Source organism: Luteirhabdus pelagi, from assembly GCF_016827595.1.
Classification (GTDB): Bacteria; Bacteroidota; Bacteroidia; order Flavobacteriales; family Flavobacteriaceae; genus Luteirhabdus; species Luteirhabdus pelagi.
The window spans coordinates 283,527-303,331 of the sequence record NZ_JAECMS010000002.1 but is presented as its reverse complement, the minus strand read 5'-3'; the positions used below and the strand labels follow the sequence as shown (position 1 = coordinate 303,331).

The 19,805-nt window shown below is 42.2% G+C and carries 21 protein-coding genes; 16 read left to right on the top strand and 5 right to left on the bottom strand.

Going from position 1 to position 19,805, the window contains the following annotated elements:
• Nucleotides 1-10: 10 nt before the first annotated feature.
• The 9 genes from I4Q58_RS06180 (at nucleotide 11) to I4Q58_RS06140 (ending at nucleotide 9,882) form a co-directional block, all read left to right on the top strand.
• On the top strand, nucleotides 11-1,633 hold the full coding sequence (locus I4Q58_RS06180) for a BatD family protein (protein ID WP_203294885.1): 1,623 nt from the start codon (nucleotides 11-13) through the stop codon (nucleotides 1,631-1,633).
• Nucleotides 1,630-2,634, top strand: a complete 1,005-nt coding sequence (locus I4Q58_RS06175) for a vWA domain-containing protein (protein WP_203294883.1) — start codon at nucleotides 1,630-1,632, stop codon at nucleotides 2,632-2,634. Before I4Q58_RS06180 ends, I4Q58_RS06175 begins: the two co-directional genes overlap by 4 nt.
• Before the next feature lie 12 nt (nucleotides 2,635-2,646).
• On the top strand, nucleotides 2,647-3,693 hold the full coding sequence (locus tag I4Q58_RS06170) for a VWA domain-containing protein (protein WP_203294882.1): 1,047 nt from the start codon (nucleotides 2,647-2,649) through the stop codon (nucleotides 3,691-3,693).
• A gap of 15 nt (nucleotides 3,694-3,708) precedes the next feature.
• A complete protein-coding gene (locus I4Q58_RS06165) occupies nucleotides 3,709-4,572 on the top strand; it encodes a tetratricopeptide repeat protein (RefSeq protein ID WP_203294880.1) in 864 nt (287 codons plus the stop codon).
• A 5-nt stretch (nucleotides 4,573-4,577) separates the two neighbouring features.
• The gene (locus I4Q58_RS06160) at nucleotides 4,578-6,353 is read left to right on the top strand and encodes a BatD family protein (protein WP_203295563.1); all 1,776 of its coding nucleotides are present in this window, start codon (nucleotides 4,578-4,580) and stop codon (nucleotides 6,351-6,353) included.
• A 3-nt stretch (nucleotides 6,354-6,356) separates the two neighbouring features.
• A complete protein-coding gene (locus tag I4Q58_RS06155; RefSeq protein WP_203294878.1) occupies nucleotides 6,357-7,145 on the top strand; it encodes a tetratricopeptide repeat protein in 789 nt (262 codons plus the stop codon).
• Between the two features lie 71 nt (nucleotides 7,146-7,216).
• On the top strand, nucleotides 7,217-7,513 hold the full coding sequence (locus I4Q58_RS06150) for a hypothetical protein (RefSeq protein WP_203294876.1): 297 nt from the start codon (nucleotides 7,217-7,219) through the stop codon (nucleotides 7,511-7,513).
• Nucleotides 7,514-7,619: 106 nt separating this feature from the next.
• Nucleotides 7,620-8,249, top strand: a complete 630-nt coding sequence (locus I4Q58_RS06145; RefSeq protein ID WP_203294874.1) for a carbonic anhydrase family protein — start codon at nucleotides 7,620-7,622, stop codon at nucleotides 8,247-8,249.
• A gap of 34 nt (nucleotides 8,250-8,283) precedes the next feature.
• Nucleotides 8,284-9,882, top strand: a complete 1,599-nt coding sequence (locus I4Q58_RS06140) for a SulP family inorganic anion transporter (RefSeq protein WP_203294872.1) — start codon at nucleotides 8,284-8,286, stop codon at nucleotides 9,880-9,882.
• Nucleotides 9,883-9,956: 74 nt separating this feature from the next.
• Here the strand turns inward: I4Q58_RS06140 and I4Q58_RS06135 are convergent, their stop codons facing one another.
• A complete protein-coding gene (locus I4Q58_RS06135) occupies nucleotides 9,957-10,538 on the bottom strand; it encodes a CvpA family protein (protein ID WP_203294870.1) in 582 nt (193 codons plus the stop codon).
• Nucleotides 10,539-10,615: 77 nt separating this feature from the next.
• On the opposite strand from I4Q58_RS06135, the gene I4Q58_RS06130 reads away from it, so the two are divergent.
• From I4Q58_RS06130 to I4Q58_RS06110, 5 genes are read left to right on the top strand one after another with little or no spacing between them, the layout of a single operon-like run.
• Nucleotides 10,616-10,972: a hypothetical protein gene (locus I4Q58_RS06130; protein ID WP_203294868.1), complete on the top strand. Its 357-nt coding sequence runs from the start codon at nucleotides 10,616-10,618 to the stop codon at nucleotides 10,970-10,972.
• Nucleotides 10,973-11,662: a hypothetical protein gene (locus tag I4Q58_RS06125; RefSeq protein WP_203294866.1), complete on the top strand. Its 690-nt coding sequence runs from the start codon at nucleotides 10,973-10,975 to the stop codon at nucleotides 11,660-11,662.
• A 49-nt stretch (nucleotides 11,663-11,711) separates the two neighbouring features.
• The gene (pheS, locus tag I4Q58_RS06120; RefSeq protein ID WP_203294864.1) at nucleotides 11,712-12,731 is read left to right on the top strand and encodes a phenylalanine--tRNA ligase subunit alpha; all 1,020 of its coding nucleotides are present in this window, start codon (nucleotides 11,712-11,714) and stop codon (nucleotides 12,729-12,731) included.
• On the top strand, nucleotides 12,728-12,895 hold the full coding sequence (locus I4Q58_RS06115) for a hypothetical protein (RefSeq protein ID WP_203294862.1): 168 nt from the start codon (nucleotides 12,728-12,730) through the stop codon (nucleotides 12,893-12,895). The genes pheS and I4Q58_RS06115 overlap by 4 nt, the downstream gene beginning before the upstream one ends.
• 1 nt (nucleotide 12,896) lies before the next feature.
• Entirely contained in the window at nucleotides 12,897-13,292 is a 396-nt protein-coding gene (locus I4Q58_RS06110; protein WP_203294860.1) for a hypothetical protein, read from the top strand.
• On the opposite strand, the gene I4Q58_RS06105 is transcribed toward I4Q58_RS06110, so the two are convergent.
• A complete protein-coding gene (locus tag I4Q58_RS06105) occupies nucleotides 13,289-14,293 on the bottom strand; it encodes an NAD(P)H-dependent glycerol-3-phosphate dehydrogenase (protein ID WP_203294858.1) in 1,005 nt (334 codons plus the stop codon). The two genes, I4Q58_RS06110 and I4Q58_RS06105, sit on opposite strands and share 4 nt — an antisense overlap.
• Nucleotides 14,294-14,479: 186 nt before the next feature.
• On the opposite strand from I4Q58_RS06105, the gene I4Q58_RS06100 reads away from it, so the two are divergent.
• Nucleotides 14,480-15,397 carry a nicotinic acid mononucleotide adenyltransferase gene (locus I4Q58_RS06100; RefSeq protein WP_203294856.1) on the top strand — a complete coding sequence of 306 codons (918 nt, stop codon included), beginning with the start codon at nucleotides 14,480-14,482 and terminating at the stop codon, nucleotides 15,395-15,397.
• 68 nt (nucleotides 15,398-15,465) lie between these two features.
• On the opposite strand, the gene nadD is transcribed toward I4Q58_RS06100, so the two are convergent.
• The 3 genes from nadD to I4Q58_RS06085 are packed head-to-tail and all read right to left on the bottom strand — an operon-like array spanning nucleotide 15,466 to nucleotide 17,502.
• Nucleotides 15,466-16,050: a nicotinate (nicotinamide) nucleotide adenylyltransferase gene (gene nadD, locus I4Q58_RS06095; RefSeq protein WP_203294854.1), complete on the bottom strand. Its 585-nt coding sequence runs from the start codon at nucleotides 16,048-16,050 to the stop codon at nucleotides 15,466-15,468.
• A 1-nt stretch (nucleotide 16,051) separates the two neighbouring features.
• Entirely contained in the window at nucleotides 16,052-16,645 is a 594-nt protein-coding gene (gene gmk, locus I4Q58_RS06090; protein ID WP_203294852.1) for a guanylate kinase, read from the bottom strand.
• Entirely contained in the window at nucleotides 16,645-17,502 is an 858-nt protein-coding gene (locus tag I4Q58_RS06085; RefSeq protein ID WP_203294850.1) for a YicC/YloC family endoribonuclease, read from the bottom strand. The genes gmk and I4Q58_RS06085 overlap by 1 nt, the downstream gene beginning before the upstream one ends.
• 138 nt (nucleotides 17,503-17,640) lie before the next feature.
• On the opposite strand from I4Q58_RS06085, the gene metG reads away from it, so the two are divergent.
• The gene (metG, locus tag I4Q58_RS06080) at nucleotides 17,641-19,782 is read left to right on the top strand and encodes a methionine--tRNA ligase (RefSeq protein WP_203294848.1); all 2,142 of its coding nucleotides are present in this window, start codon (nucleotides 17,641-17,643) and stop codon (nucleotides 19,780-19,782) included.
• Nucleotides 19,783-19,805: the final 23 nt, after the last annotated feature.

Below are 19,805 nucleotides of genomic sequence, written 5' to 3'. Positions count from 1 at the left end.
AAGAGTATTTATGAAATGGAGCCGATTGCTTCACCTGAAGCTCATGGTTTTCATCGTTGCTTTATGCGCAATTCACACAACTTCAGTTGCACAGCAAGTTACTGCTTCTTTAGACACTACCACGATTCGCATAGGAGAAGAAATTCGATATAGCATGGAAGTCGTAGCCGATTCCACAGATCTGATCGTCTTTCCCGACGGACAGACCTTTTCACCCTTAGAGGTCATCGAATCGTATAAAATAGACACCACCTTCGAACAAGCGAAGTATCGATTAATCAAGAAATATGGCCTGACCCAATTCGACTCCGGAAGCTATACCATTCCGCCACAGCGGGTCATGTATAACGATAAAGCGTTGGTTACCGATTCGTTTCAGGTTGAAGTTCGAAACGTTCCTGTGGATACGACACAGCAGAGGATGTTCGACATTAAGCCAGCGATGGAAGTTAAACGTCCTCCCTTCAATTGGATCGCATTGCTACTGTGGTTGGTGCCTTTGCTCATTATAGGCGCAGGTTTGTTTTGGTATTTCAGAAGAAAGAAACGAAAGGAAGAAGCAGAACAGCAGTTGCCACCATATGAAGAAGCCATTACAGCGCTTCATGAATTAGACAATTCACCGTATCTGAAAGAACGGAAATCGAAGGAATATTATTCACACCTTACGGAAATCGTGAAACGTTACCTAGACCGTGAAGTAGATGATATTGCGTTGGAAGCTACTACCGGTGAATTGATTTCCCGCCTGCAAATGCATAAGGACGCTGGTCATTTCGATTTCGACACCAACACCCTTCGAAAACTAGAGGAAATTCTACGTCGCGCCGACTTGGTGAAGTTCGCAAAAATGGAACAAGCTGAAGGGCAAGCCATCAGCGATCGAAAAAGCATCGAGGAAATTATCAATGAAACCGAAGAAGCCATTCCAGAACCAACGGAAGAAGAACTGCAGGCCGATTTGGAATATCAAGAAGCACAACGACGAAAGCGACAACGCAGAAAATGGATCTATGCTGGAGTTGGTGTATTGGTAGCTATTGTGCTGGCTGGAGCCATTTATGGAAGTCTGACGGGCTTCGATAATCTGCGTGATAAAGTATTCGGAAACGAAATGCGCGAGTTGGCCGAAGGTCGTTGGTACAAAAGTGAATACGGCAGTCCACAGATTATTATCGAAACTCCTGAAATTTTGGTGCGTAAGGTTGATTCTACCGGAAAGGGTACTACTTTCGAAACAGGAGCACTAACCGAACCGTTCTATATTTCGGTAAGCACGGTATCACTTCAAGTGGAACAAAAGGTAGGACTCGAACAGGCGATGGATGTCGCTTTGGAAACACTTGAAGAGCGCGGAGCAACAAATCTGTTGGTAAAGCGCGAAGCCTTCGAAACCCAAAAAGGGATTACGGGTCTAAAAGCCTTCGGAAAACTGAATGTCAAGGTTTCCGAGGATAAAATATTAAATGTCGATAGTCACTACGAATTATTGCTTTTTGCACAGCCGGGCTATCTACAACAAATACTATTGGTATATCAAGACGATGGTAAATACGCTGAAGGCATTCAAGAGCGTATCCTCAATTCAGTTGAACTGGAAGTTCCGGCTTCCTCTCAAACCGTTACTCAGTGATGCAACAGTTCGAATTTGTACATCCCGAGTTCTTTTGGCTGCTTTTGGTGCTTCCATTGCTTATGGGCTGGTATTTCTGGAAACGAAAACAGCAATCGGCTTCGCTTTCCATATCGAGCATCAAAGGGTTTAAAACCAAAAATAACTGGTTGGCACGACTGAAACCGATTTTATTTATTCTTCGCTTGCTTGCTATTACCGCCTTTATCGTTGCCATTGCACGTCCGCGTAATGTTGATGAAACCACACGGACTAAAACTACCAAGGGTATCGATATTGTTATGGCAATTGATGTCTCGGCTAGCATGTTGGCACGAGACTTAAAGCCGAATCGATTGGAAGCGTTGAAGAATGTGGCTGGACGATTTATCAATAACCGTCCGAACGACCGAATTGGACTGGTGGAATATGCAGGGGAAAGCTACACCAAAACACCCCTTACCAGCGACAAAAGCATCGTGTTGTCGTCTTTAAAAAGCATTAAGTATAATACGATTATTGAAGGTGGAACGGCTATTGGCATGGGATTGGCCACCTCGGTGAATAGATTAAAGGAAAGCAAGGCGAAGAGTAAGGTCATCATCCTGCTTACCGACGGAGTGAACAACAGTGGGTTTATCGATCCGAAGATCGCCAGTGAACTCGCGGTAGAATTTGGAATTAAGGTTTATACCATTGGACTGGGAACAAACGGCATGGCCATGTCGCCTATCGGATTAAAACAAGATGGCACGTTTCAATATAATAGTATTCAGGTTGAAATAGATGAAACCTTGTTGGAGGAAATTGCACAAACCACCGGAGGCCAATATTTTAGAGCCACCAGTACAACCAAGTTGAATGAGATCTATGATGAAATCAACAAGCTTGAAAGAACCGATATCGAAGAATTTCGCTATACCAACTACGAAGAGCAATTCCGTTGGTGGGTATTTTTAGGGCTCGGATTATTAGGGCTGGAGCTACTGTTGCGCTACACCGTATTCAAAGGATTTGTATAAAGAAAAGATAAGATGTACCAATTAGAACAACCGATCTATTTTTACGTATTGCTGGCGATTCCAGTGGTGCTGTTGTTGTTTTTTGCGGTATTGCTATGGCAGCGAAAGGCTCAAAAGCGATTCTCCGATCGGCCATTGTTGAAGAAGCTCGCACCAAACCGTTCGGTATTTAAAGCAACGCTAAAAATTATTATCCTTTGTTTAGCCATTTTTTGCTTGAGTTTTGCCTTGGTCAATCCCAAAATCGGAACCAAGATTGAAACCGTAAAACGCGAAGGTGTAGATGTGGTCTTCGCCTTGGATGTTTCCAAAAGTATGTTGGCAGAAGATATCGCTCCCAACCGACTGGAAAAGTCGAAGCAATTGGTATCGCAAATAATCAATAGCCTTGCAGGCGATCGGATTGGGATTATCGGCTACGCCGGAAGTGCGTTTCCACAGGTCCCTATTACAACCGATTTCGGTTCGGCGAAGCTTTTCTTGACGAGTATGAATACCGATATGGTCTCCAGCCAAGGAACGGCAATTACCGAAGCCATTCAGATGGCGGAAACCTATTACAACGATGAAGAACAAGTAAATAGAGTACTTTTCATTGTTTCAGATGGAGAAGACCATGAAGGCAATGTGGCTTCAATAGCAGAACAGGCTGCAGAAAAAGGCATTAAAATTTATACAATTGGGGTAGGGACCGAACAAGGAGGGCCGATTCCGATCAAGCGAAACGGTATTCTTCAATATTATAAAAGGGACGAAAATAACGAGCAGGTCATCACACGGCTTGGAAAAGAAACCCTTCAGGAAATTGCCGAAGAAGCCAATGGTGAGTATATCGATGGCAGCAATACACAGGAAGTGGTTGACAATGTGACAGCTATCCTCAATGGAATGGATAAAAAGGAATTTGAAGCGAAACAATTTACCGATTTTAAAGACCAATTTCAGTGGTTTTTAGGCGGGGCATTGTTTTTGCTTGTATTGGATGTATTCCTATTGGAACGAAAAACCGAATGGGTAAAACGATTGAACCTTTTCGGCGAACGTGATAAACGGTCGTAATTTGAAGTATGTAGCATGAAGATCTCAGATATAAATAAAACGGGTTTTCTTAAAAGTGTATGGATGCTTGTTCTATGCTTGGGAATTACTCAAGTTTGGGGGCAGGAACTCGATAAGGAACAACAGAAAGTGCTAAAGCAAGCCGATGTATTCGCTCGTGAAGCACAAGAAGCCTTGCGCGAGGAACAATTCCCGATGGCAGAAGCCGATTATCGAAAGGCTATTGCCTTAAATCCGAAGAGTGAAACGTTAAAATATAACCTTGGAACGGCGTATTACAACCGCGCCCAAAACGATGAAGCCATCCAGCGTTTTAAGCAGGCTGCTTCCGTAGCACAATCAAAGGCCGAAAAGCATAAAGCCTACCACAATCTCGGCAATGGCTTTATGAACAACAAAAAATACCAGGAAGCGGTGGAAGCGTATAAAAATGCGCTTCGCAATAACCCAACCGATGAAGAAACCCGCTATAACTTGGCGTTAGCAAAGGAAATGCTTGAAAAGAATCCTCCCCAAGGTGGCGGTGGCGACGACAACAAAGATCAGCAAGATCAGAATAAAGATCAGGAAAATAAGGATAACCAAGGGGATAACAACCAAGGTGATCAAGGGGATGATAAGGAAAACAAAGATGAAGGCGATCAGAAGGACAAGAATAAGCAAGGCGATGAAGAAGACGATCAAGGGCAGCCGAAAGATCAAAACAAAGGTGAAGGCGACAAACAGCAGCAGCCCCAACAGCCTGTTCCAGGAAAACTATCTCCCCAGCAGGTGAAGAGCCTGTTAGAGGCGATGAATAATGAAGAGAAAAAAGTTCAGGATAAAATCAACGCTAAAAAACAAAAAGGCGCAAAAGTGAAGTCGAACAAAGATTGGTAACGATGATGAAGCTGAAATCAATTCTTTCTTTGATACTTGTGCTATTTCTCGGGTTTTCGGGATTTGCACAGGTAACCTTCGATGCGAAAGTCAGTAAAGAACGGCTCGGAGTTAACGAGCGACTGCGCATCGATTTTGAAATGAACAAGGATGGCGATAACTTCAATCCGCCGGACTTTGACGGGTTTCGCGTGGTGGGCGGTCCCAACCAGGCCATCAGCAATTCCTATATCAATGGAAAGCGAAGCTACAGTAAGACCTATAGCTATTTTCTAGCACCCCAAGCACAGGGCTCCTTTACCATCGGGCAGGCAACCATCGAGATTGAAGGAGAAACGTATAAGAGCTTACCCATTAAAGTGACCGTAACCCAAGCGGTAGAAAAGCCCCAAGATGGCAACAATGCCGATTATGTAGCAAGTGAAAACGTGCATCTGGTTGCTGAGATTAGCAAAACCAATCCGTATTTAAATGAGGCGATTACGGTAACCTACAAAATGTATGTTTCGCGCGACGTTAGTATTACCAGTCAGTGGCGCGAATTGGATTCACCAAAGTATGCCGATTTCTGGAGTCAGAATATCGATACAAGAGGAAATTATAAGGTATATGATGGCACGTATAAAGGTGAAAGCTATCGCTATGTAATTCTTCGTACCACCGTACTATATCCGCAGAAAACAGGAGAACTTGAAATTGAGCCGCTAACGTTAGATGTTCCTATCGATGTGCCATCCAATCGTCGCGATTTCTTTGGAAGACGCTTAACGACTCGAGTAAATAAAACGATTTCCGCAGGAAAACGAACGATTAATGTGAAACCATTACCGCTGGAAGGTCGCCCCGACGATTTTGCTGGTGCTGTTGGCGATTTCGATTTTGAAGTGAAAACATCGAAAGAGACGTTGGATGCAACGGAATCGCTGGAGCTTCAAGTATCGGTTTCAGGAAATGGAAACTTGAAACTCTTCGATCCGCCTTCGGTAAAACTACCAAGCTCACTTGAAGTGTATGAGCCAGAACGTTCCGAAAATGTTCGTACGACGCGTTCGGGAATGGAAGGCGATATTACAGAGACCTACACGGTAGTACCACAATTCAAAGGGAAGTATCCTATTCGACCGTTGACGTTTTCCTTTTTCGATCCGATGACGGAAACGTACAAAACGAAGACTTCAAATGAAATCGTAATCAATGTTGAGCAAGGTCCTGTTACGCCGGTCGCTTCAGCAAACGATGAAAATACCGCCAAGCAACCCGTGACACTTTCTGAAGATCAGTTTAAGTATATAAAAACGAGCACTTCCTTATCCTCGGTTGAACAAGATAGTTTCTTTCAGTCTACCTTATTTTGGTCGCTGGTAGGAGCACCCCTTTTATTGATTCCAATTTTGATGTTTGTCGGAAAAAAACGCAAGGAACGTTTAGCCGATGTGGAAGGAAACCGTTTACGCCGTGCCAACAAATTGGCGAAAAAGTATTTAAGTGAAGCCAAGCGGAACTTAGGAGACAAAGTAGCCTTTTATGATGCCTTGGAACGGGCGCTTCACAATTATTTGAAGGCAAAACTGGATATCGTAACTAGTGAGTTCAGCAAAGAGCGAATTGAAAGTCTGCTAGCCGAAAACAATGTAGACAAAGCTACGATCGACAAATTTATCGGTCTGTTGAAGAGTTGCGAATTTGCAAGGTATACACCCGCTTCTTCAGAAACCATGAAAGAAGATTATAATAAAGCCGCTACGGTAGTTTCGGAAATAGATAAACAATTCAAAAGGTAAGCTATGAACAGTATAGTGAAACATTTTGGAACATCATATCGTAAGACAGCTCTAGCTTTCGTTTTGGCGCTAGTAAGTCTTACCCTCGGAGTTGCGCAAAACCAAGCCTTCTTCGAACAAGGCAAGGAACGCTATCGGGATGGACAGTATCAAGAAGCCATAAATGCTTGGATGCAAATTTTGGATGACGGCCAGCATTCTTCCGAAGTATACTATAACCTAGGAAATGCACATTACAAGTTGAATAACATCGGGCCGAGTATCTATTATTATGAAAAAGCCTTACAATTGGCACCAAACGATAGCGATATAAGGAACAACTTAGCCTTTGCTGAAAACGCGCGTATCGATGCTATCGAACCGTTGCCACAGTCAGTCTTTTCTAGATGGTACCAGAATATTTCAGGCATCATGACCTTCAATGGTTGGGCAATAGCTACCGTAATAATGACTTTTCTATTTGCCTTACTCTTTTTGCTGTATTGGTTTTCGGCCTCTAGCGGTCGCAAACGATTGTTCTTTACATCTTCTTTGGTTTCAGTAATAATTGCGATTGTAGCGATTAGTATGGCGTATACGGTGTATGGCGATACGACTTCAGACACTCCTGCGATTGTCTTTGCAGAAGAAGCAGAAATTAAAAGCGAGCCGAACTTGGGAAGTTCCACATCATTTTTACTACATGAAGGCACAAAAGTTCAAATTTTGGAGTCGGAAGGAAACTGGATTCGGATTTCATTAGTGGACGGTAAAGATGGATGGATGCCCGTTTCAGACGTGAAACGCCTTTAGGTTTTAAGATTCTCTTAACAGGATTGTCATACTGAAAACGTAATTTTGAATTTTTCAGGAATTTCTGATCTATGCGATTGAAAAGTATATTCTTTTTGGTGATTTTCAGCAGCTTTCTAGCAGCACCTGCCGTGCTTACGCTTGCAAAGCTTCAAGTTGATGTAAACACCTACTTTTCAATGACTGAAGAAGAAACGTCCGATAGCTATAAAGTGGAGCCCAAGCAGAAAGACTCGCAATCGGAAGATGCCTTTGCGGCAGTATTTGCCGAGGATTTGGATGCAAAGGAAGGGTTTTATTATAACGCTACTTGGCAGTGGGTATACTCAGAAACCCATTCTCCGCCTCCTGAATTTTTTCTATCCTAAGAATTTTATTCGATAGCGTCCTATTGGCTGCTATCTTCTCATTTTACTATATATCAAGTTCCTCTTTCGGGGGAATGTTATACATTTTAACTATTAAAATTTTACTATGAAAGCACTTGACAAACAAGCGCAATCGGCTATATCGCCTAGCGCAGGAATTGAACGTCTAAAAGAAGGAAACCAACGGTTTCTTAGCAAGAAGCAAGCAGACCGCGACTTGAACCAACAGGTAAAGGAAACAACAGGAGGTCAATATCCGTTCGCCGCGGTATTGAGTTGTATCGATTCTCGCGTGCCCGCTGAAATCGTATTCGACCAAGGGATTGGTGATATTTTTAGCGCTCGGGTTGCTGGAAACTTCGTCAATGAAGACGTATTAGGAAGTATCGAGTACGCCTGTAAGGTAGCAGGCTCAAAATTGGTTGTGGTAATGGGCCATACGGCATGCGGTGCAGTGAAAGGCGCTTGCGACGATGTAGAGCTTGGAAACATCACTGCATTGGTGAGCAAAATAAAACCAGCAGTTGAAGCCGTGAAAGAACCAAAAGAAGCGGATAAGCGAACATCGTCTAACCTCGATTTCGTAAATGCAGTTTCAAAGAAGAACGTAGAGAAAACATTGGAAAACATGCGTAGCCAGAGTCCATTGCTAAAAGAAATGGAAGATAACGGCGAGATTAAGATCGTCGGCGCTATGTACGACGTTTCCGATGGAAGCGTAACATTCTATAACTAAACCAAACATAAAAGGAATTTTAAAAACGTAACATATGTTCAAAAATTTTAAAAATGACTTTCCTGCTTCGGTAGTCGTATTTTTCGTGGCTATTCCCTTGTGTTTGGGAATCGCCTTGGCAAGTGGGGCGCCTCTTTTTTCTGGTTTAATCGCCGGTATTGTCGGAGGTATTGTAGTAGGAGCTATTAGTGGTTCTAGCTTAGGGGTTAGTGGTCCAGCAGCCGGTCTAACAGCAATTGTATTGGCCGCTTTAGCGACACTCGGAAGTTGGGAAAACTTTTTGGTAGCCGTGGTATTGGGAGGTGCTATTCAAATTCTGTTTGGAGTATTACGAGCCGGAATTATTGGGTACTATTTTCCAAATTCTGTAATTAAGGGAATGCTTACCGGGATTGGAATTATCATTATCCTAAAGCAAATTCCTCACTTCTTTGGTTACGATGCCGATCCTGAAGGCGATTGGGCCTTTTTACAGGTAGATGGAGAGAATACCTTTTCTGAACTTGGAAATATTTTTGGAAATATCAGCCCAGGAGCTACCGTAATTGCTATTATCGGTATGGCTATCCTAATTTTATGGGAAGCAGTACTCAGCAAGAAATACAAAATCTTTAAATTAATTCAAGGGCCGCTGGTAGCTGTTGCTGCAGGTATTATTTTCTACTTGTTGACGCAAGATTCCGAGAGTCTCGCCATTTCGAAAGATCATTTGGTCGCCGTGCCGGTGCCGGATGATGTCGATTCTTTTTTAGGGCAGTTTACATTTCCAAATTTTAGTATCATCGGAAATCCACAGGTTTGGGTAACTGCCTTCACAATCGCATTGGTAGCAAGTTTGGAAACATTACTTTGTGTGGAAGCAACAGATAAACTCGATCCACATAAAAGGACTACCCCAACAAATAGAGAGCTGTTCGCACAGGGAACTGGTAACATGCTTTCCGGTTTAATCGGCGGGCTGCCAGTAACACAGGTAATTGTACGGAGTTCGGCGAATATTCAGTCGGGCGGACAAACAAAAGCCTCTGCGATCATGCACGGATTCTTGTTACTGATTTCAGTAATTCTTATTCCAACTGTTCTAAACTTAATTCCACTTTCAGTATTGGCAGCAATCCTATTTTTGGTAGGATATAAATTGGCAAAACCTTCCTTATTCAAGGAAATGATCCAAAAGGGATGGAAACAATATGTTCCGTTCTTTATTACCATCATCGGTATTGTATTTGGCGATTTACTAATCGGTATTAGCCTTGGACTAGCTGTTGGAATTGTGGTAGTACTGATCAAAAACTACCAAAACAGCCACTTCCTTCACATTCGTAAGTCGGAGGAAAATAACGTTGACGTTGTTAAGATGACCTTAGCTGAAGAAGTTACCTTTATTAACAAAGGTGCCATTATCAAGGAATTGGATAAGCTTGAAGAAAATACGTTGTTGGAAATCGATACGACCAAAACACGCTTTTTGGATAATGATGTTATCGAAGTTTTTGATGATTTCAGAATCAAGGCGAAGGATAGAAATATCGATGTAACCTTGATTTCGGAACGTGGAGAGGAAAAAAATCCACAAAGCTATGCTGAATTTTTCAAAAGAAAGAAAAAGGATGAGTTACGGATAGATCGCTAATTTGATGTATTCCATTACTAAAAAAGCCTGGTATATCGCCAGGCTTTTTTAGTTTCAGTACGTTTTATGAGTGATTACTCTTCACCGATACTATCACTTGCTTCACTTGGAAGCGAATCGTTATCCGATTGCTTGTATTCTTCCAACACCTCAGGCGGATCGTTTCTGAAATCGTCTACCTCTTCCAAAATTTGAGGTAATACTAAGGGTGCCAAGGAAGCGACTGGCGGATAGAGCACTGAAGTTTCCCGTTCTTCCATCGAAACCATTCGATAACTATCGGAAGCATCGACCAACATAAAAACAACACTTACGATAAATGCATATTTCAGCATGCTGAAAACGCCTCCTAGAAGTTTGTTCACCAATCCTAGAGCAGCGAAATCGGCTACCTTGGTTAAGAATTTACCTGCTAACGATATTACGAATACAATGATGAGAAAGGTAACGGCAAAAGCAACAATGTTGGTGGTTTGTATGCTCCAATCATAGCGTTCCGAAAGCCAGTTGCCAACAATATGGGAAAAATGAATAGCGCCATAAACACCTGCGATGAGTCCTATTAAAGATGCCAGGGTTACAAAAAGTCCTTTCTTATATCCAAAATAGAATGCGATTAGTAAAATCACGCCAAGTATAATGTCGATGGTGGTCATTGCGATGCTTTTGGCATAAAGATACTACAATCGTTGAAAGGATGGTTTTATTGAACTAGAACAACTATTTTTGTTGCATGGCTAGAGATGAACAGTTGCGGCAACGATGGGACGAATTGGTCCGTTTTTTAAGTAATCGCTTCGCCGACGGAGAGGAATTGGATTTAGATGGTATCATCTACTTGATTGGAGTTCAAGAACTGGGTCAACTGCACCGACGTTTCCGAAAGGATGATAAAGTAAATTTGATGCATATCGCTATCTGCCGTTTGCTGGAACCTTTTGGGTATTACGAATTCGATTATATCGATGAAGAGGGCTGGCCGCATTATAAAATGTTGGAGCAACTACCTCCTTTAAAGGCAGGAGAGCAGTCCGTATTGATGAAAGAAGCTATTGTCCATTACTTTCTAGAAAAAGAAGTCATCCTGTAAATGATACCCTTCCATTTATTACAGCAGTTTCCTGGCGACAGTGGTCCTATTTATAAGGAAACGGTGGAAGGCAGATTTCCAGTAGAACCCTTTAATACCTTTAGCAACTTTCTATTTTTAGCGATTTTCCTCTACTTCGCCTTCAAAGTATATCGCGATTATAAAAAACATCAGTTTTTAGCGTATACCTTACCGGTGCTATTTATATGCTTCGTTGGTGGAACGATTTATCACGCCACTAGAAGTGCGGAAATATGGTTATTATTGGACTGGGTGCCGATTGTATTGCTAACATTTTCCGTTTCAGTCTACTTTATTTTTAAGTCAGTCAATACAACAGCCAAAGGCCTGTTGTTCACTTTAGGAATTTTAGTATTTGTCTACGGTGTTCGTCAGATTCCTGGAACGACGATTTCAATTGGGTATTTAGCAACAACCGTCGCGCTTCTATTGCCGTTGATTATTTACAGTTACCAAAATCAATGGAAATTCGCTCAGAACATACTGTGGGCGGTAGTCGCATTTGCCTTGGCGCTAAGCTGTAGAACCCTAGATAATGAGTTTGACATTTTGCCGATGGGCACCCATTGGTTATGGCATTCGTTCGGAGCGGTTTCTGTCTTTTTCTTGATGCGTTACTTGTTTTTGGATGATGAACGATTGGCTTTCCAAAAGACCGATACGGCCTAATGCTTTCAAAAGAAAATGCGTAATTTTGCCCACCTGAATGTTTTAGGCTATGATACAAAAGATCAAGGACCATATTGCGAAGGTGGAAGCCTTTACGGCTACTTCCAAAGAAGAAGTGGAACAATTCCGTATTCAATATCTGGGGAAGAAGGGTATTTTAAATAACTTCTTCGCGGAATTTAAAAACGTTCCAAACGAGCAGAAAAAGGATTTTGGCCAAGCGGTGAATACCCTGAAACAAACGGCTCAGGAAAAAGTCGATACGTTGAAGCAAGCCTTAGAGGATAAGGAAACAGCTAAAGGTGTGTATGGCGATTTGTCAAGACCAGGAGAACCGATTCCGTTAGGGTCGCGTCACCCGATTTCCTTAGTTCGAAATAAGATTGTAGAGATTTTTTCGCGCATCGGTTTCAATGTATCTGAAGGCCCAGAGATCGAAGACGACTGGCATAACTTTACGGCCCTTAACCTTCCGGAGTATCACCCGGCACGCGATATGCAAGATACCTTTTTCGTTCAAAAGGATCCTGATCTTTTATTGCGGACTCATACCAGTACGGTTCAGGTTCGGTATATGGAGAATAACAAACCGCCTATCCGTACAATTTCACCTGGGCGTGTTTATAGAAATGAAGCCATTTCAGCGCGTTCGCACTGCTTCTTTCACCAAGTGGAAGGATTGTATGTGGACAAAGGCGTGAGTTTTGCCGATTTAAAGCAAACCCTACAATATTTTACTACTGAAATGTTCGGAAAATCGAAGATCCGATTGCGTCCGTCCTATTTCCCCTTCACGGAGCCAAGTGCTGAAGTAGATGTATACTGGGGGTTGGAAACGGAAACCGACTATAAAATGACGAAGGGTACCGGCTGGCTTGAAATCATGGGCTGTGGAATGGTAGATCCCAATGTATTGAAAAATTGTGATATCGATCCCGAGGAATATTCTGGCTTCGCCTTTGGAATGGGTATCGATCGTATTGCACTGCTATTGCATCAAATTCCGGACATTCGAATGTTAAGCGAAAACGATATTCGATTCTTAGATCAGTTTAAAAGCGTATTATGAAAAAGTATTTAATTATTGCGCTTTTAGTATTGGCGCTGTTGGTTGTGGGTTATCTAACTTTTGTGGTGGCCGTTTTTGAAATCGTTATCGGAAGTATCTTTCTCGTAATTTGTGCCTTTGCCTTGCTAGGGGTTTGGATTATGTGGAAAAAGAAGACCGACTAAGATGCGTAAGGATATCGAAATTCCTGAAGTAAAGGAAGTGTATGTTGCAGCAGTTCAGGAATTCAACGAAGAGTTCAAGGTTGATGAATGGAATGCTTACATCATCAATAATAATTCGGAACCTTTGGAAACCGTTATCATCGTTTCTCAAGCGTACGATGATTCCAAAATGACCGCCCCAATGCGTCGAACGCTTTCCACCTTACCTGCGAAAGGCTTTGCTAAGATTGAATTTTTGGAGGTAAATGTACTGAAACTTCCGAATTACTTCACCGTAACCTACTTTTTGGAAGGAAAACTATTCGATAAGCGATTTGAAATTCCCGCAAACGCAGCTATTGAAGATAATGCGGTTACGCTTCCCGTTATGGAAAAGGAAGGAGTGCTTGCCCGTTAATCTAACTTTTCAGTCAATTTCTGGAATATCTTTTTAGCGTCTTTGCCATCATACAAAACATCGTACACAGCATTAATGATAGGTGTTTTAGCCTTTTTCTTGCCTTTGGCCTTGTTTAGTTCATAAGCGCTTTTCGTAGCATAATAGCCTTCCGCAACCATGCTCATTTCCATCTGGGCGCTTTTTACGGTATAGCCTTTCCCGATCATATTACCGAACATTCTATTGCGACTAAAAACAGAGTAGCCCGTTACCAATAAATCGCCTAGGTAAGCGGAATCGTTGATGTTTCGCTTCATTTTATGCACCTTCTTCACATAACGCTTCATTTCACGAATGGCATTGCTCATCAAAACGCTTTGGAAATTATCGCCATAACCAAGCCCATGTGCGATACCGGCAGCGATAGCATAAATATTCTTCAACATGGCAGCATATTCGGTTCCGATGATATCATCACTCGTCGTACATTTAATATAATCGCTGCTAAGATGCTTGGCCACGCACTTTGCCTTATCTTCATCAGCACAGGCAATGGTAAGGTAGGACAAGCGTTCTAGAGCGACCTCTTCGGCGTGACAAGGTCCGGAAATAACGCCGATGTTATGAAAAGGCACACCATAATGCGTGTTGAAATGATCCCCTACGATTAAACTGCTTTCAGGTACAATACCCTTAATCGCAGAAAAGATGATTTTATCATCTAAGGAAACGGATATTTTCTGAAGTTCTTTTTCAACAAAAGCCGAAGGAATCGCAAAAATACAATAGTCGGCATAGTTGATCATCTCATCAATATCGTTGCTGAGCTTCAGTTGGTTCACCTTAAATTCGACAGAGCTTAGGTAATTCGGGTTATGGTCCTGTTTTTTGATGTGTTCAACCGCGTATACGCTTCGCATATACCAACCGACTTCCTCTAGATTTTCACATAGCATTTTTACGATAGCTGTAGCCCAGCTACCGCCTCCGAAAACCGCAAATTTTGGTTTGTCTTCCATAAAGATTATTTCAACACTATCAAAAATACATAAATATTAAGGGGAAGAAGCCGGAAGATTGAATTACTAAGGGAAGTCAAAGCTATTAACCTAAATTACTAATTTTAAATATTTGATATTCAGCTTATTGTAAAAGTGGCACGTTTTTCGTTTTCTTAACTACAGTAACCCCTAAAATCGGACGTTATGAAGACTGTAAAACTATTTTTGATTCCGTTTGTTGCATTTTTTATGCTGTCCTCTTGTTATACCGAAGTAATTGTAGAGGACGAATATGTTGATACTACTCCTACCTTGACGTTGCGTCAGCTATTGTCTTCATACGAATTATGGTATGTAGACATCAACCAGTCTTCGGGAAATGGCTACATTCCATTTGTTCAAAAAGCCTTTACCATGTCATTTCGAAACGGCACTTTGCATGCGAATAACAACCTTGTAGGTATTGGCGATCAAGGGTATGGTTTTGGAATTGATGTTGGGTATTACGATGCCTACGAAGATGTACTTGAAATATCGCACGACATTGATGGCTTTCATCGCTTTATTGTTACGCAATTGAACGACACTACGATTGAACTCTATTATCCGTCCAAAAAGCTTCGCTATATTTTGGTAGGATATCAGCGCAGTACCTTCGACTATGATAAATTGTTCTATGAAAACCTTCATTATTTCCTACAGGAATACGTAGCATGGGAAAAAATCTATACGAGTGAATACGGTGCGTTAAATGAATTCGATTATGAGAATTTCCTTCAGTTTTTACCGGCGCAAGGGGATGGTAACTTCAGAAGTTCACGAGATGGCAATGGCACGAATATTGACTATCTGTATTGGGATTATAGTGGTATTTATGAAGTGGATGATATTGCCGGAGAGCCCTACCTGAAACATTTAACATTGGATTATGATTATCTGGGCAATGAATATTTTGAACTCTACGTTATGAATGACAACACGATAGAGTTATTTCACAACACGAGTGGAACCTTATATCGTTTTAGAGGAAGAGGTTTTATTCAATATAAAAACAACGAAGGTAAACTGAGGAAATCCAACGCCGAGGTTGCCAAAGAGATTGAAAATCTCATAAAAGCATAAACGATTTTTTGGTTGGTTAGTTGAAACCGCCCCCGCTGGAGTAAGTTAAGCCAGATGTGGGGCGGTTTTTATTTGTAGAAGTTCATCTCGTCCAAATATTTCCAAACCTCGCAAGGAAGCATGGGACGGATATTTTTTCCTTCCGCGATACCGTTTCGGATGAAAGTAGAGCTTAATTCCATGATGGGCGCCTCAACCCTCGTGATACTCACATTTTCCTTAAACTGTGGTTGCACGGTGCCTTCGGATATCCTAGGATAGACATATAAAGGATATCGATTTACCAACACTTCATAGTTCTTCCATTTGTGAAGGTTCTTCAAATTATCTTCCCCCATAATCAAACAAAACTGTTGCTCCGGATATTTTTCCTCTAAGTGTGCTAGCGTGTTAACTGTATAGTTCGGTTGCGGTAAATCGAATTCGATATTGCTCGCCTTTAGTTTTGGATAATCCTCAACGGCAATACGAACCATCGCCAATCGATGATGGTCTTCTAAAAGGGTTTTCTTTTTCTTGTGTGGATTGTGGGGTGTAACGACCATCCAAATTTCATCTAAATCGCTGTACTCCGCCATATGGTTGGCAATGGTAAGATGACCAACATGAATAGGGTTGAAGGTTCCGAAAAAGAGTCCGATTTTCTTCTGCATACTATTCTTCTTCGCTACTGTGACCGTTTTTGATGAAGTTTTCGACTAACTCTTCGGCCTCGGCCAAAGCTGTTTGCAAATCGTGATTTTTGATGATAACATCGAATTGTGGCGCCGTGGCCAATTCAACCGAAGCCTTCGCGATTCGCATATTGATACGCTCGTCGCTTTCGGTCTGTCGTTTCTTCAATCTTCGCTTTAGTTCATCAACGCTCGGAGGTTTTACAAACACCGCCAGCGTATGGTCGGGAAATTTTTTCTTGATTCGCAAGCCACCGGCCACATCTATATCGAAAATCACGTTTTTTCCTTTCGCCCAAATGCGCTCCACTTCAGTCTTCAGCGTACCATAGAAATTATCGCGATATACTTCTTCCCATTCAAGAAAATCGCCATTTTTGATATGCTGTTTAAAATCCTTTAGACTGATGAAATAGTAATCTTTTCCATGCTCTTCGCCGCCGCGTGGTTCTCTGGAAGTACAAGAAATAGAGAACTCCAGGTTCAAGCGTTCCTGCTCCAATAAATGCCGAACGATGGTGGTTTTCCCACTTCCGGAAGGGGCCGAAAAGACAAATAATTTTCCCTCCTTCATTACAATACGTTTAAGGCTTGCTCCTTAATTTTCTCCAATTCATCCTTCATCTGAACAACCAATTGCTGCATGGGAGCATAATTGGCCTTGCTACCAATGGTATTGATTTCACGACCGATTTCCTGAGAAATAAAACCAAGTTTTTTTCCGTTGCTTTTTGGCGATTCCATGGTTTCAGAAAAATAGGAAAGGTGGTTTTTCAAGCGGACTTTTTCCTCGGTAATGTCGTATTTTTCAAGATAATACACCAATTCCTGCTCGAAACGGTTCTCGTCTACCGACTCCTTCAAATCGCTAACGGCTTTCGTAAGACGTTCCTTTACATCTTCAATCCTATCGGAATCCATATCGCTTACCTTTTCCAAAAGTGAAGAGATATTTGTGACTCTCTTTTTGAAGTCGGCTTCTAATGCTTTTCCTTCATCACTTCTATATTCATTGATGGAGGTAAGGGCGTCATCAACTGCCTTGGAAATTTTTTCAAACTCTGCATCATCAATTTCCTCGCGTTCCGTCGTCAAGGCATCGGGAAAACGAACCGCCATCTTCATCAATTCTACGGGGTGACCATCCTGAATCTTCGCCAATTGCTTCATATAGCTTGTTACAGCACCTTCATTGATAACCGTCGGGGTCGAATCGCCCGTAAATTCCATATAAAGATTGAAATCTACTTTTCCGCGATGGAGTGAATTAGAAATCTGTTTCCGAAGGTCTAATTCCTTTTCGCGATAGGCCGAAGGAACTCTCGCGTTCACATCCAAATTCTTGCTGTTTAGCGAGCGAATTTCGATGGTGATTTTTTTGTTTGGCAATTCCAAAACACTTTTGCCGTACCCGGTCATGGATTGAATCATAGATAGTATTTAGAAAAGGCGCATAGCGCCTTCGATTCGAATGGCAAAGATACGAAATTTGAAATGCCTTTAATCCACCATAAGATGACAATGGAAACGCGACGAATTTCCCTATTTTTGTAGCTTTCAAAACAATTTATGAAAACCAATCCTTCACAATATACCATTACGGCAGCGTTGCCGTATACGAACGGACCCATTCATATCGGTCATTTGGCCGGCGTGTATGTACCCGCCGATATTTATGCGCGTTATCAACGGCTTCAACAACGGGATGTCGCTTTTATCTGCGGCAGCGATGAACACGGTGTCGCCATTCCAATGCGCGCCAAGAAAGAGGGCGTTTCCCCTCAGGAAATCATCGATAAGTATCATACCCTTATCAAGGATTCATTCGAGGAATTCGGAATTTCGTTCGATAATTATTCACGTACCTCTTCACCTGTACACCACGAAACGGCTTCAAACTTTTTCAGGAAGATGTATGAAGAAGGGCATTTTACCGAACAGGTAACCGAACAACTATATGACGAGGAAGCCCAACAGTTTTTGGCGGATCGTTTTGTAGTGGGTACCTGTCCGAAATGTGGATATGAAGAAAGTTATGGCGATCAGTGCGAACGCTGTGGAACGTCGCACAATGCTACTGACCTAATAGATCCTAAGAGTACGATTACCGGTGATGTTCCTGTGTTGAAAGAAACCAAGCATTGGTTTTTACCGTTGGATCAGTATGAAGGGTTTTTGAAGGAATGGATACTGAAGGACCATAAAAAAGATTGGAAATTGAATGTATACGGCCAGTGCAAAAGCTGGATCGATGATGGCTTACGTCCGAGAGCGGTAACCCGCGATTTAGATTGGGGAATCCCCGTCCCTGTTGAAGGAGCCGAAGGGAAAGTGCTGTATGTTTGGTTCGATGCGCCGATAGGTTATATCTCCTCGACCAAGGAATGGGCTGAGCGTGAAGGAAAGGATTGGGAACAGTATTGGAAGGATGAGGACACCAAATTGCTCCATTTTATCGGAAAGGATAATATTGTTTTTCACTGTATCATTTTTCCAAGCATGTTGAAGGCAGAAGGAAGTTATGTACTACCGGACAATGTGCCTGCCAACGAGTTCATGAATTTAGAGGGAAATAAAATCTCTACTTCTAAAAATTGGGCAGTTTGGTTGCATGAATATTTGAAGGAGTTTCCAAACCAACAGGATGTGTTGCGCTATGTGTTAACGGCCAATGCTCCTGAAACCAAGGATAATGATTTTACGTGGGCCGATTTTCAGGCGCGAAACAATAATGAACTGGTGGCGATTTTCGGAAACTTCATCAATCGCGTGGTCGTGCTTACCCATAAATATTATGATGGGGAAATACCGACTCCAGGAAATTTTGCTGGAATCGATGTACAAACGTTGAAGGAACTGGCTGCCTATCCCGATGTAATCGCTAGTAGTATTGAGCGGTATCGCTTCCGCGAAGCCCAACAACAACTGATGAATGTTGCGCGATTAGGAAACAAATACTTAGCCGATGAAGAGCCGTGGAAAACCATCAAAACCGATGAGGAACGGACGAAGACTGTGATGTTTACGGCACTTCAGATAGCAACAGCCTTAGCGGTCTTAAGTGAACCGTTTTTACCGTTTACGTCAACTAAGCTAAAACAGATTTTGAACATCGACTCCGATGCCTTCAACAACTTATCTTGGAATACGATTACTAGTTCCTCCCCTTCTGAAGGGGAGGTGGCAGCACCTTCGCTGGAGGGAAGTGCTGTCGGAGGGGATGTAAGTTTACTCCCTCCCGGCCATACCATCAATAAGGCCGATTTGCTCTTCAGTAAAATTGAAGACGAGACGATTTCACAACAATTGGAAAAACTAAAAAAGACTAAAATGGATAACGCCGCAGAAAAGGAGATAGCGAAAAATATTGTTCCGCAGAAGGAAACCATTCAATTCGACGATTTCACCAAACTCGATATGCGTATCGGAACCATTATAGAAGCCGAAAAAATGCCGAAGGCCGATCGCCTATTGGTGTTGAAGGTCGATACGGGTATCGATACCCGGACTATTGTTTCTGGAATTGCGGAAAGCTTTTCACCAGAGGAAATTATCGGTAAAAAAGTAACCGTCCTTGTAAACCTAGCGCCAAGAAAACTTCGTGGCGTTGAAAGCCAAGGAATGATTTTAATGACCGAGACAGCGGATGGAAAACTTCGATTTGTCAATCCTGATGGGGAGGATATTGAGAATGGAGCGGCGATAAATTAAAATCACAAAACAAAATCCCTTAT

Coding starts and splice junctions, on each gene's coding strand:
- I4Q58_RS06180 (WP_203294885.1), top strand. CDS start 11: ATGAAATGGAGCCGATTGCTTCACCTGAAGCTCATGGTTTTCATCGTT.
- I4Q58_RS06170 (WP_203294882.1), top strand. CDS start 2,647: ATGTACCAATTAGAACAACCGATCTATTTTTACGTATTGCTGGCGATT.
- I4Q58_RS06165 (WP_203294880.1), top strand. CDS start 3,709: ATGAAGATCTCAGATATAAATAAAACGGGTTTTCTTAAAAGTGTATGG.
- I4Q58_RS06160 (WP_203295563.1), top strand. CDS start 4,578: ATGAAGCTGAAATCAATTCTTTCTTTGATACTTGTGCTATTTCTCGGG.
- I4Q58_RS06155 (WP_203294878.1), top strand. CDS start 6,357: ATGAACAGTATAGTGAAACATTTTGGAACATCATATCGTAAGACAGCT.
- I4Q58_RS06150 (WP_203294876.1), top strand. CDS start 7,217: ATGCGATTGAAAAGTATATTCTTTTTGGTGATTTTCAGCAGCTTTCTA.
- I4Q58_RS06145 (WP_203294874.1), top strand. CDS start 7,620: ATGAAAGCACTTGACAAACAAGCGCAATCGGCTATATCGCCTAGCGCA.
- I4Q58_RS06140 (WP_203294872.1), top strand. CDS start 8,284: ATGTTCAAAAATTTTAAAAATGACTTTCCTGCTTCGGTAGTCGTATTT.
- I4Q58_RS06135 (WP_203294870.1), bottom strand. CDS start 10,538: ATGACCACCATCGACATTATACTTGGCGTGATTTTACTAATCGCATTC.
- I4Q58_RS06130 (WP_203294868.1), top strand. CDS start 10,616: ATGGCTAGAGATGAACAGTTGCGGCAACGATGGGACGAATTGGTCCGT.
- I4Q58_RS06125 (WP_203294866.1), top strand. CDS start 10,973: ATGATACCCTTCCATTTATTACAGCAGTTTCCTGGCGACAGTGGTCCT.
- pheS (WP_203294864.1), top strand. CDS start 11,712: ATGATACAAAAGATCAAGGACCATATTGCGAAGGTGGAAGCCTTTACG.
- I4Q58_RS06115 (WP_203294862.1), top strand. CDS start 12,728: ATGAAAAAGTATTTAATTATTGCGCTTTTAGTATTGGCGCTGTTGGTT.
- I4Q58_RS06110 (WP_203294860.1), top strand. CDS start 12,897: ATGCGTAAGGATATCGAAATTCCTGAAGTAAAGGAAGTGTATGTTGCA.
- I4Q58_RS06105 (WP_203294858.1), bottom strand. CDS start 14,293: ATGGAAGACAAACCAAAATTTGCGGTTTTCGGAGGCGGTAGCTGGGCT.
- I4Q58_RS06100 (WP_203294856.1), top strand. CDS start 14,480: ATGAAGACTGTAAAACTATTTTTGATTCCGTTTGTTGCATTTTTTATG.
- nadD (WP_203294854.1), bottom strand. CDS start 16,050: ATGCAGAAGAAAATCGGACTCTTTTTCGGAACCTTCAACCCTATTCAT.
- gmk (WP_203294852.1), bottom strand. CDS start 16,645: ATGAAGGAGGGAAAATTATTTGTCTTTTCGGCCCCTTCCGGAAGTGGG.
- I4Q58_RS06085 (WP_203294850.1), bottom strand. CDS start 17,502: ATGATTCAATCCATGACCGGGTACGGCAAAAGTGTTTTGGAATTGCCA.
- metG (WP_203294848.1), top strand. CDS start 17,641: ATGAAAACCAATCCTTCACAATATACCATTACGGCAGCGTTGCCGTAT.